Raw genomic sequence first — 13,893 nt, 5'->3', positions numbered from 1 at the left:
GGCAGCAAATACGCAGGCGCCCTGACCTGCACCAAACTCGGCTCAGTCCGGATTGGGCGGCGGCTGAAACTGCGCCAGCTCTGCAGCCGGCAGCGGGTGACTGATCAGGAATCCCTGGGCTTCGTGGCATTCGATATTGCGCAGGAAGCGAAATTGACCGGGTGTTTCCACGCCCTCAGCCACCACGTTCAAACCGAGCTTGCGGGCCAGGGAAATGGTCGCCGTGCAGATTTCCGCGTCGTAACGGTCCGTCTCGATGTTGCGGACAAAGGATGCGTCGATTTTGAGGGTGGTGATGGGAAGCTGTTTAAGATAGGTCATGGAGGAGTAGCCGGTACCGAAATCGTCCAGCGCAAGCCTGATCCCCATATCAAGCAGCGTGTTGAGAATTTTGATGGTGCGTTCGGGTTTTTCCATGGCCACGGATTCAGTGATTTCCAGTTCCAGATGGCCTGCTTCGAGCTGCGTTTCCTTGAGTATGCTGGCGACAAACGTAGGCAGGGCAGCTTGCTCAAACTGCAGGGCAGACAGATTGACCGCTACACGTTTGATGTGAGTCAATCCGGCCAGATGCCATGCATGCATTTGCTGGCAGGCGGTGCGCACCACCCATTCACCCAGTGGAAGTATCAGCTCGGATTTTTCCGCCAAAGGTATGAAATGGTCAGGACCCAGCAAACCATGCACCGGGTGATTCCAGCGCACCAAGGCTTCGACAGCAATCATGCGCCCCGATTGCATGTCGATTTGCGGCTGGTAGAACAACACCAATTCGTTGCGATCCAGCGCCTGATGCAACTGGTTCTCGAGCAAAAGTCGATCCACCGCCGCCCGGCCGATATCCGGAGTGAAGCTGCTGCAGGTGTTTCGGCCTTGCGCCCTGGCATTTCGCATGGCGCTATCTGCCTGTCTCACGAGCGTTGCAGCATCATTTCCATCGTCGGGATACAGGCTGATACCCACGTTGGCGCTGACGTGCAGTTCCTGCCTGGCCAGATGATAGGGTTTGGCGATAGCGGCCAGGATCGTATCCGCATCTTGCAGGGCGGAGGATGCGTCGGCACTGCACAGGACAAACTCACCGCCCCCAAGGCGCGCGAGGATATGGGTGGACGGCAAGCTGGCGCGCAGGCGATCTGCCACTTCGATCAATAATTGATCGCCGGTTTCATGGCCAAGCGCGGTATTGATGGCATTTAATTCGTTTAATCCCATCAGCAGCACCGCCAGACTGCCATGGCGTATTCGGGCATGCTCGATGGCATGAGCCAGCTGCATCTGCATGGAAAAACGGTTGGGCAGGCGGGTCAGCGGATCATCATTCGCGAGCACATGAATTTCCGCTTTCTGTTCCTCATTGCGAATATGCACTGCGCGCATCAACTCCAGCAAGTTCGCGATCAGGACGACCAGCAGCGGCAGCAACAGCGCGCTTTCCTGTTTAAACCAATACAGCAGCGCGAGGTGGCTGCAATAGATTATGCCGGCGGCGGCAAGACTGTATTTTGTTCCCGCGCGAACCCGCCGGCGCGGCTGCCAAAACAACAGCAGCGAAGGAAGCAGCGCGATCAGCAACAGCATTCCCGTCCAGCGCCAGTCGCGCGGTGCCAGAATCAGACGCTGCCCCAGGGACTCATAGGCGATGGCCAGAATGTCGACACCGGACATATTACCCACCGGGGTGTGCACAGTGTCGGAATAAAACGCCGTACTGCCGACGAAAACAGTCTTGCCGCGAAACAGATTCGGATCCAGCGCCTGTCCTTGCATACCCAGCATGGCCTTGGCGACGCGCGCGAAAGGGATAGTCAGCACCGAATTTTTATTGCGCGGGTAATACAGGCGAACAGTACCCTCCTCGTCGGTCGGCCAGGTGAATGTTCCGACCTGGATCGTACCGTCCGGATTGATTTGGACGCGCGGCTGCGGGCCGGCGCTGAAATAGGCCGCGACTGGCAAGCCAGGCAAGTATTGTCCGTTGAACCGATAAAACAGCGGAAGACGGCGCAACATGCCATCACTATCCGCAATCACGGAAACGACGCCTACATGGGCTGATTCTTTAACCGGCCCGGTAAATTCCTGGAGGGGTAGCTGCACAGCTGGCCACGCTTGGGCGCGCAATCCTTCAGGAACTTTCCAGGCCAGCCCACCCAGGGCTGCCGGCCGCTCGCCCTCTTCGACTGCGCTGCGCGCGGTGGCTGAAAGCACGACATTCCTCGCGCGGGCAATGGCATCGCTCAACCGCTTGTCGCCTTCGCGCGGATCGGCGAAAACAATATCGAAGGCCACCGTGCGCGCGCCCATCTCGTTCAAATAGTCGAGGAGCATGGCGTAGATATCGCGCTTGTAGGGCCATCCTCCGAAATAAGCCTGCATCTCTTGCAAGGAATGGTCATCGATATCGATGACCAGCGCGTCCTTGAAATAATGATTTTGCGCCACCAGCCTTGTCTGTGTGTCCAGAGTCAACTCGTCCAGCCGATGATACAAGGGAGTGAAGCTCAGTGCCCATGCCAGAGCCAGCGCACCCAGGGGCACCCACAAAAGTCGAGCGACGCGGAGAATTCGGGCTGGCACGGTAATCAACTGGATGCGGCCTCTGCCCTACAGTGCAAAAGGAACGAGCGGTACCAGCAATAAAAGCATCCACCACTTTGATCCTGGAACTTCAAGTTTTTGAACGCTTCCAAAAGGGCCGGCAAAACCGTCCGCATCGATGGTCTTGATGCGCAAATAATAAGTGCCGGGTTGGGGGCGATCAATCTGGATCTGATTGGTGGTCAACACCTTATCAAAGATCGGCTGGGCGAATTCGGGGTCACGCGCAAGTTGCAACTGATACTGGCTGCCCTGGTCACCGGTGGACCAGCGAAACGTCAGGCTCTTGTCGCTCATTTGCGGCGCGTCCATTTTGGGACTCTCGGGTATTTTGCGCTGGGTGAATCCCTGCACGTCGCTATATGGCCCCTGATCCTGTCCGGCAGCAATGGAGGCGATGCGCCAGTAGTATTGGCCAGGTGCAAGTGTCACGCCATATTCCGTTTTCCGCAGATCGGGCACGTCCGCCAGCAACGCGGAAAAATCGGGATTCGCCGATACCTGCACACGATAGCTCTGCGCGGACATCGAGGTGGTCCAGCGCAGCTTGGCTTCGGGACCATAAGACTTCTGCCCGTCCATCGGCGCACTGACGAAAGGAGGCTCCGGGCGTGCCTTGAGCACGAATTCGCGATCCGCATTCAGGCCTTCCAGACCATTTTGATCGATCCCGCGCACACGCAACATATAATGTCCGTCAAGCAAATCAGTCCATTTAGCGGCTTTACCTTTGAATATGCCATCCAGAAGCAGATTGCTGAAAGAGCGATCCGAAAACACCTGGGCATGATAGCTTTCGACACCGGCTGTGGCGGGCAAATCGATACGCAGTGGCAGTCGTTCGATCAAAGCCGGTACGCGGCTCAAGTCGGGTGCCGGCAGCAGTGTTATTGGCGCATGCGGCGGTTCCCCCGCTGCGGCCAGCGTACCAAACCCGGCTTTCACTGCAACCGTCTTGTTGCGTGCACCGCTGGCTTGCACAGCTCCCCCCAGCACCTCGCTGCGGGAGACCTGGTCTGTGTCATCCACGTGGGCACGAAAATCGGTACCGCGCACGGACAGATTGAGCGGTCGCGATTTGATCTCGTAACGCGCAGCAGGTTTTTCCTGCTTTGCCACGCGGGTATCGATGCTGCCCCGGTGCAGATCAAGGATTGTCTGGGCCATCCCCGTTTTGCCGAAGAGCACCATCCCGGTCAAGGTAATTCGGGTATTCGGGGTGAGTAACAGACGCGAGCCGTCCACAAAACGCAGCGACACGCTGGCATCGGCGCCGGTTTCAATGGTATCGCCCATCTGTGGGTGCATGTCCATGGATAAGGGCTGAGGAACACCATTTTGCGGTGTACGGGTAACGCTGCCCTGTATATAGATGGGTTCCGCGACGGCTGCTTCACGTTTCAACCAGGCCAGAGGCAGGCGCAATTTGCTACCCGGCAAGAGTCGTTTCGGGTTGGATATTTTGTTGAGAATTTGTAACTTTGGCCAGTCATTGGAGTGGGTCAGATAAGCCGCCGCAACGCTAATCAGGGTGTCGCCAGGCTTCACGCCATAAACCCATACCTCCCCTGCTGCCAGAGCGGGTATGCCCAGTTGCGCCAAGATGAACCCAATAAGCAGACACAGCTTGGGCAGCGAAAAGCGTAAAGTCATGCATCTCTCCCCTTGGTTCCGCAGGAAACCGATTCCGGCAGAATAATCCATACACACTTGTGTACCGAAAGGCAGTCTCAAAAAACATCGAAGCCCGGTGTTTCCCCTTGAAATAAAATAATCAGGGCGCGCAATGCTTATTTTGCCAAACCATATTTTCGGAAGCGTGTTCCGAAGGTTCTCGTTTTGATTATGATTGAGTCATTCTGCCATGATCAGGCGCTGTGGCACGTCAGTGTAGCAAACCATAGCGGCGCAGGATCGCTTTTCAATATGGAGGGGCAGACACGCCTTGTACTATAGGGGGCGTTGCCCGGATTTTATTTCGCCTATGCCAACAGGTGCTCCCTGCGCTCCTGAAGGCTGCCATACCTCAGCGCGTACTGGCGCGTAAACTCGGCGCCGAAGAAAAAAATCTGAGCGGAGTAATAAACCCACAACAACAGGGCGACCATCGCTCCCGCTGCGCCGAAGCTTGACGCCACTGCGCTATTCCCCAGATACAGGCCGATCACGTATTTTCCCAGGCTGAATAATAATGCCGTGAACACGGCCCCGATCCATACGTCGCGCCATGACAGGGGAGCATCCGGGAGCATCTTGTAAATGACCGCGAACAGAATGGCGATAATGCCAAACGAAATGATGGAGGAAACAATCGAGAGAACGGCCAGGGAACCGCTCCACATCGTTCCTACATAACGCTCCAGCATGGCAATCGCCGCACTGAACACCAGAGAAATGAGCAACAGGAATGCAAGCACCAGCACCAGACTGAAAGACAGGACACGCGTTCTAAGCAGAGTGAGAAAAGCTGAATGACCAGGCCGCACTATCCCCCATATTTCATCCAGACTGCCTTTTAATTCGGCAAATACGCTGCTCGCACCAATCGCCAGCAGGACAACGGCGCCGATCGTTGCCATCAATCCCGATACGGGGTCGCGCGCGGCGGCCAGCAAAGCCTGGATCGCCTGTGCTCCATTCGGGCCAACCAGACCTTGTATCTGTCCTATGATCTCTCCCTGCGCCGCTTGCATACCAAAAAAAAATCCGGCCACGGCGATCGCCAGCATCAGGATGGGCGTCATGGAAAACAGGGTGTAAAACGCCAGCGCAGCGCCTTTGCTGGCGGCGCGATGATCTATCCAGGCTTTTAACGACTCCAGTATTATTTTCTTCATCTGGGTTTAACCTCGATTGAAAAAACACCTCCTGCAATGATCACATCCGGGCGACGCAGGAAAGGTTTCTGTTGTTTGTTCGCCCAATACAATGAGCTGTTTTCAGCTTATATCAATTTGGCCAATAGGTCAGTGCGAAGTCGTACACAGCTTGCCAAAGACCCTGCTCAACTGCGCTTTCGGCTTTCAAAACTTGCAGGCAATTTGGCGCTACGTTCGCTAACGCACAGAAGCGAGCTTCGCATAGGCCTATTCTGCGGTCTGGCAGGGCAATTCAGGCGCATCGATTTCAGAGAGTAGTGTATCTGTAGCGGTTATTTATCCCGTTACGGGTTACACGGACCGATCCAAGAAGGCGAGTGCTGATTGGCTTACCGCAATTGTCATCAGAACTGATTTCAATTTTTATGCATACAGGAATCATCAGACTTTCCTAAACTCGGAGGTAATAAGATCATGAAATATCCATTGCTAGCCACCGCACTTGTTGCAGCCTTTGCACTGAGCGCTTGCGAAAAACAGCCCGTAGTCGTCAATACTCCCCCCGCAGAAACTCCGGGACCAACCGTTGTGGTACCTGGTCCTGCCGGTCCTCAGGGAGCGACTGGCGGCACTGGGGCCACAGGTGACTCAGGTGCAACCGGTGACTCGGGTGCAACCGGCTCACAGGGCGCTCCTGGCGATGCTGGTGCCAAGGGTTCGACTGGAGCAACGGGTGCCACCGGAGATACCGGGGCAACTGGCGGCAACACCACGGTGATTGTTCCACCCCCGGCTCCAGCCAACAATTAATCCGCATGAAATGAAGCATGGCCTCCCTGAGCAGGCCATGCTGATTGACATGCGCCCATCCAGGTGGATTCAGCATTGATCTTGATGCTGAAAATTGCCTGCACCGGGGCACATCACGATTAATACAAGCACGCTGATTTGCGCATGCCTCTATCCGATATCATGATTGTGCGTTCAACGCGCCTTGTGCTTAGGGTCTGATCTCCCGCCGTCACCGGAGCGTTTACATGTCACCTGCTGTATCAGAAAACCACCTGCTCGCCAAGTTGCCCCGCAAGGATCACGAACATTTTCTGGCACGATGCGAATCCGTGCATCTGGAATTTGGCGATGAACTTGATGTGCCGGGTTCTCCCATCGAGCATGTTTATTTCCCTATCGACAGTTACATTTCTCTGGTGATGGTCATTGACGACCATTCGCACCTCGAGATCGGATTGGTTGGTTGCGAAGGCATGCTGGGCACACCCCTCATATTAGGCATCGATGTGGCATCGTTTTATGCCGTGGTGCAAGGCTCTGGTTCCGCACTTCGCATGTCAAGGGCGGCCTTCGCCCGCGAACTCGAACAAAGCGCTGCACTGCATCGACGGCTGCAATGCTATGCCTACGTATTGAAGAACCAGTTTGCGCGCATGGCCGCCTGTACCCGTTTCCATGTGGTTGAGCAGCGGCTTGCGCGTTTGTTGCTGATGACCCGGGACCGTGCTCACGCCGATCATTTCCATTTAACCCATGAAACCATGGCCAATATGCTGGGCGTACGCCGTGTAGGCATTACCAAGGCAGCCGCTGCACTGCATCGGCAAAATCTGATCAGCTATCGCCGGGGTGATATTACGATACTCGACCATCACGGCCTGGAAGCGGTTTCATGCGAATGTTATGGTGCAGAACGAAGCCTGTATCAAAGCGTGCTGGGCTAGTGTCTCAAATGATACGCCACGGATAATGCGGTTTCCGGAATCAGGATTTATCCAGACGTTTACTGTGTTTATGCAGGCTGCTGGATAGCTGCGAGATGATTTCCGAAGCAGCCTGGATAATCTGGCTGGATCCAAAGCCTGCCTGGGTCATCTCGCGGAAAAACGATTTCGCCACTATTTTTGCCATTTTGTCGGGATCGTAAGCTGTGGACAGCATCACTCCTCCAATGGCTTTTTCCGCCTCTTGTGCCATTGCGATCTGGGCAAAGCGCGAATTGAGCAGGTTCTGCAACTGCACCACCTGGATGGACTTGCCGACAAAAAACGCCACAATCTCCAGCAGCGCCAGATCGTCCTGAGTAAACGGCATGCCGCTGTCCGGCTCGGACAGGTTGATGACCCCGATAAGCTTTCCATTGACGCTGAGCGGTGCGGACATCAGGCTGCGTGCACCCGTTCCCGGACGGCGTGCGCACCTGGCGAAAATAGACTGCTCGATATCTTCCACCAGTAACGACTTGCCGCTTGCAGCCACTTGTCCGGCAATGCCTTCCCCGCGCCCGACAGTCTGGTTAAACGCCTCCTCCGGCAACGCGCCCTGCGTGGCGCATACCCGCAGCCGCAAAGCTTCGCCCTCGCCTTCGATTAACAGCATGATGGAACAATGTGTCGCATCCAGCGTGTCGGCAGCAAGCTTGACCAGCTGCCCGAGATTGTGTTCCAGACTGGTCGGCGATTCCAGAAATCCAGCCAGATCATGCAACTTGTCGAGCAGGTTACCGGCCATCCTGGACCCCCTGAAAAACGCTAATTGAGTGCCGCCGCCATTTTACGACGGTAGGCAGCGACCAGATCACCGCTGCCTCCGAGCAAACTGAAGATATTCAGCATGGTTTTGCGGGCGATGCCATCCTGCCAGGTTTTGTCGCGCTGCATCATTTCCAGCAACTCATCCATCGCCTCCTGATAGCGCTGCTGCGCAACCAGCCAGTTGGCCAGCTTGAGACGCGCTGACTGGTCTTTGGGACTGGCGGTAATTGCAGCAACCAGGCTGGCCTCATCATCGCCCTGATCCGCCTGACGTGCAAACTCCAGGCGCGCCATCAACTGCATGGCACGTGCCTCGCCTGCGGTTTGCGCAGACAGCGATTCGAGCAATCGACCCACCTCGTCCAGCTCATTCAGTGAAAGCATGACCTCGGCCGCATCCAGTCTCACACGCTCGTTCTGCGCATCGAGCTTGCTCGCCTCAGCGAGCATTTGCAGCGCACGCGCGGCATCGCCACCGGCGAATACCTGCATCGCTTCCAGTCGCACATCATCGGCCGGTGAAGGCAGCAGGCGCTCGATGAATTCGCGCACAGCCGGTTCGGGAATGGCTCCCGAGAACTCGTCCACCATCTCGCCGCCGACAAAAGCCTTGACGTTGGGAATGCCGCGCACGCCGTACTTGCCGGCGAGTCTCTGGTTTTCATCGGAATCGACCTTGGCCAGGATGAACCTGCCCTGATAAGCCGCAGCGAGCTTTTCCAGCACCGGCTTGAGCGCACGGCACGGGCCGCACCATTCCGCCCAGAAGTCGACGATCACCGGGACTTTCTTCGAACCTTCGATGACGACTTGCTGGAAATTATGCTCGTCCACGTCGAGAGAGTATTCAGCCATGTCTGTTTTTCCCTGTTACTTTCAATGCCGTAAAAATCGTGGCGATGAAATAATTTTCAAGCACCGCTGCGCCGCGCCAGTTCCACTGCCTTGCCGATGTATGTGCCCGGCGTCATCGCCAGCAGGCGCGCCTTGTCGGCATCGGGGATCGGCAGCGCGTTGATGAATACATGCAGGCTGTCGCGGTTGATGCCGGACTTGCCGCGTGTCAGTTCCTTCAGCTGTTCATAGGCATTGGGCACGTTGTAACGGCGCATCACGGTCTGGATCGGCTCGGCCAGCACTTCCCAATTGTGATCCAGGTCTTCGGCCAGACGCTGCGGATTGGCTTCCAGCTTGTTCAAACCGCGCAGGCAAGAGTCGTAACCGAGCAGCGCGTAGCCCAGCGCCACGCCCATGTTGCGCAGCACGGTGGAGTCCGTGAGGTCGCGCTGCCAGCGCGACACCGGCAGCTTTTCCGCCAGATGGCGCAGCAGCGCATTGGCCAGTCCGAGGTTGCCCTCGGCATTTTCGAAGTCGATCGGGTTGACCTTGTGCGGCATGGTGGAGGAACCGATCTCGCCCGCCTTCACCTTCTGCTTGAAATAGCCCACCGAAATATAGCCCCATACATCGCGGTTCAGATCGATCAGCACGGTATTGGCGCGGCTCACCGCGTCGAACAGCTCGGCCATGTAATCGTGCGGCTCGATCTGGATGGTATAGGGGTTGAAGCTCAGGCCCAGCCCTTGCACGAAGCACTGTGCGAAACCTTCCCAGTCGAAGTCGGGATAGGCGGACAGGTGCGCGTTGTAGTTGCCCACCGCGCCGTTGATCTTGCCCAGCATCGGCACACTGTGAATCTGCTCAACCTGACGCTGCAGACGATAGGCGACGTTGGCCATTTCCTTGCCCAGGGTGGTGGGCGATGCCGGCTGGCCGTGAGTCCGCGATAGCATCGGCAGTTCGGCGTGTTCGTGCGCCAGCGCGGTGAGCCGGGCAGTGACGTTATTCAGTGCAGGCAACAGCGCCGTCTCGCGCGCCGCCTTGAGCATCAGCGCGTGCGACAGGTTATTGATGTCCTCGGAGGTGCAGGCGAAGTGGATGAACTCGCCCACCTTCGCCACTTCTGGATTGCTGGCAAAACGCTCGCGCAGGAAATATTCCACTGCCTTGACATCGTGGTTGGTGGTGCGCTCGATTTCCTTGACGCGCTCGGCATCCGCCTCGGAAAAGCCTGCGGCGACAGCATCCAGTGCTGCGATCGTCGCGGACGAAAACACGGGCACCTCGCTCAGCGCAGATTCGGCAGCCAGCGCCTTGAGCCATTCGATCTCGACCTTGACGCGATTGCGGATCAGGCCGAACTCGCTGAAATGCGCACGCAGCGCTTCGACTTTGGCAGCATAGCGGCCATCCAGGGGAGACAGGGCGGTAAGGGTAGAGAAGCTCATGACAATTTCCGGTAAGGCAAAAGCCTGATTTTACCCGCAAACGCAGGATACGACTGCTACGTTATCGCGTGGTGTTATCCGGTGGAAATCAATCCCGGGCAGGTCGTAATGCAGAGCGGTGTGCTGCGTCACCGCAGCCCGATCTCAAGTCCAGTCGCGCCGGTCCAGCACCGCCTGCGCCAGCGTGCCGGAATCCACATGCTCCAGCTCACCCCCAACCGGCACGCCGCGTGCAATGCGCGTCACCTTGAGGCCGCGTGCATGCAGCAACTCGGCGATGGCGTGCGCCGTGGCTTCGCCTTCAGTGGTGAAATTGGTGGCCAGGACGATTTCCGTCACCACGCCATCGGTCGCGCGCCGGATCAATCGGTCGAGATGGATTTCGCGCGGCCCCACGCCATCCAGCGGCGACAGCCGGCCCATCAGCACAAAATACAGTCCGCTATAGCTTTGCGTCTGCTCCATCATCAACACGTCGGTGGGCATTTCCACGACGGCCAGTTGGGCGGGATTGCGATTGGGTGCGGCGCAGATGGCACACAGGCTGCCTTCAGTCAGGTCATTGCATTTCTCGCAATGCTGCAACTTGACCAGGGCCTGATCGATTGCCTGCCCCAGCCGCTGCGCACCATTGCGGTCGCGCTGGAGCAAGTGATAGGCCATGCGCTGCGCGGACTTGGGCCCAACGCCGGGCAATATGCGCAATGCTTCGATCAGGCGCTCTAGACTGGTGGGGGATTTCATAGACACTTGCTGGAAGTTGGGTAACTCTTTTGCCACAGAGAGCACAGAGGTCTCAGAGTCACAATCTTTAACTCACAACCATTCATCCCGTTACTCGTTAAAGATAGCTTTCCCTGCGCTCTCGGTGCGCTCTGTGGCAGATTCGATTTTGATTCACCACATCAGAATGGCAGCTTGAAGCCCGGTGGCAGGTTGAGTCCGGAGGTAAACCCCGCCATTTTTTCCTGGGTCGTCGCTTCCGCCTTGCGCACTGCATCATTCATCGCGGCAGCGATGAGGTCCTCGAGCATGTCCTTGTCGTCGCTCATCAGGCTGGGGTCGATGGTCACCCGGCGCACGTCGTTGCGACAGGTCATCAGCACCTTGACCATGCCCGCACCGGCCACGCCTTCGACTTCAACATCGGCCAGCTGATCCTGCATTTTTTTCATGTTTTCCTGCATTTGCTGGGCCTGCTTCATCATGTTGCCCAAACCACCTTTCATCATTTCACTGCTCCTTTGCGATAGATTTAATTTCGACAACGCGGGCATCGAATTGCTGCATTACGTCTTGTACAAATGGGTCCGCTGCAATGACGGCCTCAGCCTCGCTCTGTCGTGCCGCGCGCGCCTCGTTTTGCTGGCGCACCGGCGTGTTGGCTTCGCCTTCCGCGAGACTGACCTGGAGGCGCATGGGGCGGCCGAAATGCGCGCTGATCGCCTCGCGCAGCTTGTCCTGATAGGACTTTTCGGCAAGATGCTTGTGGGCAATCGGCACCCGCAACTGCAGGCAATCGCCGGCACAGGATTCGAGTTCGCTGTGCACTGCCAGCATGCGCGCCTGACCGCCCAGTTTGAGGCTGGTCACCAACGCCGCCCAATCACCGTCAAACGCGATGGAGGCGACGCGCGCCACCTGCACCGGTTCGGGAGCAGGTGCAGGTTCAGGCACAGGCTCGGAAACATCCATTTCAGCGCTCGCCCCAAGCGGCGGCGCGGGGGCCAGCTTTGGCGCGGCGGGTTCGCGTGCAACCAGCAGCGCCGCAGCGGGGGGCGCAGCGCGGCTTGCGGGGGGCACGACGGAAGGCGTGGCAATGCGGGCTGGTTCCGTGGCGGGCATAAACGCCAGCATGCGCAGCAACGTCATGGTAAAGCCGGCAAATTCATCCGGCGCCAGCGCCAGGTCGCGCCGCCCGAGAATGGCGATCTGGTAGTAAAGCTGGACGGTTTCGGCATCGAGGCGTTGCGCCAGATCGAGAATGGCTTCACGCTCAGGCAAATCATCCGGCAGTGCTGCGGGTACGGTCTGCGCCAGCGCGATTTTATGCAATAGCGCACCCAATTCCTGCAGGGCCGGGTCGAAGGCGATGCTGCGCGCCGCCATTTGATCGGCCTCGTCCAGCAGCGCCGCGCCATCGCCCGCGGCCAGCGCATTCAGCAGGCCGAACAGGTAGCGCTGGTCGATCGCACCCAGCATGCTGCGCACCGTATCCTCGTGCACCTTGCCGCTGCCGTAGGCGATGGCCTGATCGAGCAGCGACAGCGCATCGCGCATGCTGCCGCCGGCGGCGCGCGCAATCAGGCGCAACGCGGCGGGCTCGGACGGGAGGCCTTCCAGCCCGAGCACCTTGTCAAGATGTTCGCGCACCATTTCCGGCACCATTTGCTTGAGGTTGAATTGCAGGCAGCGCGACAGCACGGTGACCGGAATCTTCTGCGGGTCGGTGGTGGCGAGGATGAATTTGACGTGCTCGGGCGGCTCCTCCAGCGTTTTCAGCATGGAGTTGAACGCCGCCTTGGACAGCATGTGCACTTCGTCGATGATGTAAACCTTGAAGCGGCCTACCGTGGGGGCATATTGCGCGTTGTCCAGTACTTCGCGCATGTTGTCGATGCCGGTATTGGAAGCGGCGTCCAGTTCCAGCAAATCGACAAAGCGCCCGCTATCGATCTGCGTGCACGCGGAGCACTGGCCGCATGGCGTAGCGGTAATGCCGGTTTCGCAATTGAGGCATTTGGCAAGAATGCGCGCCACCGTGGTCTTGCCGACGCCGCGCGTGCCGGTGAACAGGTAGGCGTGGTGCAGCCGGTTCTGGGTCAGCGCGTTGCTCAGCGCCCGCACCACGTGTTCCTGGCCCTTGAGGTCGGCGAATATGCGGGGGCGCCACTTGCGTGCGAGAACTTGGGTCACTGGTTTAAGATCGCATCAAAAGTGGTAGGCAAACCGGATCTGGTTGAAGTTGATCCCGTTGTTGGGTTTTTTGATATCGGCATTCGACAGATGCTGGAAACGATAACCCAGATCGTATTCGCCGCGCGCGCCGAATCTGTAGCCGGCTCCAATGTGATCGCCGAACTGAAAAGCCGTACCGAATTGGCGGCGGTCATTGATTCGGGTTTCCGACAGCAGATGCACGCCGATTCCAGCTTCGGCGTACCATCCTGTGGGCTTGTTCTGGCTCAGCCGGACTACCGGGGTGAAGCCAATGTCGTATAGATCGCGCGCGCCGCTCACACCGCTGTCACCGCGCCAATAGCCGAGGCTCGCATCCCAGTAGCCGGACACGGCCCAGGCATCGCCCACCGGCCATTTTTTGTTCCAGTCCCATTGCAGGCCGACACGGCCCATATCGGTATGGTTGCCTGCGCCCAACTCAAGCGACACGCTATCTACGGCATGAGCTGGCAAAGCTGTACAAACCAGCAGCAGGACACCCGCAAGTTTTGTCAGGTTCAACTTCATGTCACTTCCCTCACCAATTGGTGTGAATGCAGCATTCGAAAAATGGATTAGAAGGTGGCGAGCCCGACCCCCGGCACTTGCAATAAATGGCTGTGGCTGCTTCCTTCCGGACCTGACCAGGTTCACCATCTTGCAATGCGGGGAGGCCCGCCATCGGCTATTCTACGCTAG

Annotated in this window: 11 protein-coding genes and 1 other RNA gene; 1 reads left to right on the top strand and 11 read right to left on the bottom strand. The window is 57.7% G+C overall.

Annotation, left to right across the window (positions count from 1 at the left end; all coding sequences use genetic code 11):
* Positions 1 to 42: 42 nt before the first annotated feature.
* The 3 genes from ACFDAU_RS04320 to ACFDAU_RS04310 all read right to left on the bottom strand — a co-directional run bounded on the left by ACFDAU_RS04320 (position 43) and on the right by ACFDAU_RS04310 (position 5,438).
* Positions 43 to 2,580 (bottom strand): EAL domain-containing protein, encoded by a 2,538-nt coding sequence (locus tag ACFDAU_RS04320; RefSeq protein ID WP_413438785.1) that lies wholly within the window; start codon positions 2,578 to 2,580, stop codon positions 43 to 45.
* A gap of 27 nt (positions 2,581 to 2,607) precedes the next feature.
* Positions 2,608 to 4,254: a FecR domain-containing protein gene (locus ACFDAU_RS04315; protein ID WP_413438784.1), complete on the bottom strand. Its 1,647-nt coding sequence runs from the start codon at positions 4,252 to 4,254 to the stop codon at positions 2,608 to 2,610.
* Between the two features lie 329 nt (positions 4,255 to 4,583).
* Positions 4,584 to 5,438 carry a YihY/virulence factor BrkB family protein gene (locus ACFDAU_RS04310; RefSeq protein ID WP_413438783.1) on the bottom strand — a complete coding sequence of 285 codons (855 nt, stop codon included), beginning with the start codon at positions 5,436 to 5,438 and terminating at the stop codon, positions 4,584 to 4,586.
* A gap of 1,019 nt (positions 5,439 to 6,457) precedes the next feature.
* On the opposite strand from ACFDAU_RS04310, the gene ACFDAU_RS04305 reads away from it, so the two are divergent.
* On the top strand, positions 6,458 to 7,156 hold the full coding sequence (locus tag ACFDAU_RS04305) for a Crp/Fnr family transcriptional regulator (RefSeq protein WP_413438782.1): 699 nt from the start codon (positions 6,458 to 6,460) through the stop codon (positions 7,154 to 7,156).
* A 40-nt stretch (positions 7,157 to 7,196) separates the two neighbouring features.
* Here ACFDAU_RS04305 and ACFDAU_RS04300 read toward each other — a convergent pair whose 3' ends face one another.
* The 8 genes from ACFDAU_RS04300 to ffs all read right to left on the bottom strand — a co-directional run bounded on the left by ACFDAU_RS04300 (position 7,197) and on the right by ffs (position 13,874).
* Positions 7,197 to 7,943, bottom strand: a complete 747-nt coding sequence (locus ACFDAU_RS04300; RefSeq protein WP_413438781.1) for a GAF domain-containing protein — start codon at positions 7,941 to 7,943, stop codon at positions 7,197 to 7,199.
* A 20-nt stretch (positions 7,944 to 7,963) separates the two neighbouring features.
* Positions 7,964 to 8,821, bottom strand: coding sequence for a tetratricopeptide repeat protein (locus tag ACFDAU_RS04295; RefSeq protein ID WP_413438780.1), 858 nt, complete (start codon positions 8,819 to 8,821; stop codon positions 7,964 to 7,966).
* Positions 8,822 to 8,877: 56 nt separating this feature from the next.
* A complete protein-coding gene (purB, locus tag ACFDAU_RS04290) occupies positions 8,878 to 10,254 on the bottom strand; it encodes an adenylosuccinate lyase (RefSeq protein ID WP_413438779.1) in 1,377 nt (458 codons plus the stop codon).
* Between the two features lie 144 nt (positions 10,255 to 10,398).
* The gene (recR, locus tag ACFDAU_RS04285; RefSeq protein ID WP_413438778.1) at positions 10,399 to 10,998 is read right to left on the bottom strand and encodes a recombination mediator RecR; all 600 of its coding nucleotides are present in this window, start codon (positions 10,996 to 10,998) and stop codon (positions 10,399 to 10,401) included.
* A gap of 161 nt (positions 10,999 to 11,159) precedes the next feature.
* Positions 11,160 to 11,486, bottom strand: coding sequence for a YbaB/EbfC family nucleoid-associated protein (locus ACFDAU_RS04280; RefSeq protein ID WP_124706171.1), 327 nt, complete (start codon positions 11,484 to 11,486; stop codon positions 11,160 to 11,162).
* 1 nt (position 11,487) lies between these two features.
* A complete protein-coding gene (gene dnaX, locus ACFDAU_RS04275) occupies positions 11,488 to 13,170 on the bottom strand; it encodes a DNA polymerase III subunit gamma/tau (protein ID WP_413438777.1) in 1,683 nt (560 codons plus the stop codon).
* A gap of 15 nt (positions 13,171 to 13,185) precedes the next feature.
* The gene (locus tag ACFDAU_RS04270; RefSeq protein ID WP_413438776.1) at positions 13,186 to 13,722 is read right to left on the bottom strand and encodes an acyloxyacyl hydrolase; all 537 of its coding nucleotides are present in this window, start codon (positions 13,720 to 13,722) and stop codon (positions 13,186 to 13,188) included.
* Positions 13,723 to 13,775: 53 nt separating this feature from the next.
* Positions 13,776 to 13,874: signal recognition particle sRNA small type (ffs, locus tag ACFDAU_RS04265), an RNA gene on the bottom strand.
* Between the last annotated feature and the right edge of the window lie 19 nt (positions 13,875 to 13,893).

Source organism: Sulfuriferula sp. GW1, assembly GCF_047300855.1.
Lineage (GTDB): Bacteria > Pseudomonadota > Gammaproteobacteria > Burkholderiales > Sulfuriferulaceae > Sulfuriferula.
The sequence above is the reverse complement of the archived record's forward strand: the minus strand, read 5'-3'. Positions and strand labels throughout refer to the sequence as shown.

Coding starts and splice junctions, on each gene's coding strand:
- ACFDAU_RS04315 (WP_413438784.1), bottom strand. CDS start 4,254: ATGACTTTACGCTTTTCGCTGCCCAAGCTGTGTCTGCTTATTGGGTTC.
- ACFDAU_RS04310 (WP_413438783.1), bottom strand. CDS start 5,438: ATGAAGAAAATAATACTGGAGTCGTTAAAAGCCTGGATAGATCATCGC.
- ACFDAU_RS04305 (WP_413438782.1), top strand. CDS start 6,458: ATGTCACCTGCTGTATCAGAAAACCACCTGCTCGCCAAGTTGCCCCGC.
- ACFDAU_RS04300 (WP_413438781.1), bottom strand. CDS start 7,943: ATGGCCGGTAACCTGCTCGACAAGTTGCATGATCTGGCTGGATTTCTG.
- ACFDAU_RS04295 (WP_413438780.1), bottom strand. CDS start 8,821: ATGGCTGAATACTCTCTCGACGTGGACGAGCATAATTTCCAGCAAGTC.
- purB (WP_413438779.1), bottom strand. CDS start 10,254: ATGAGCTTCTCTACCCTTACCGCCCTGTCTCCCCTGGATGGCCGCTAT.
- recR (WP_413438778.1), bottom strand. CDS start 10,998: ATGAAATCCCCCACCAGTCTAGAGCGCCTGATCGAAGCATTGCGCATA.
- ACFDAU_RS04280 (WP_124706171.1), bottom strand. CDS start 11,486: ATGATGAAAGGTGGTTTGGGCAACATGATGAAGCAGGCCCAGCAAATG.
- ACFDAU_RS04270 (WP_413438776.1), bottom strand. CDS start 13,722: ATGAAGTTGAACCTGACAAAACTTGCGGGTGTCCTGCTGCTGGTTTGT.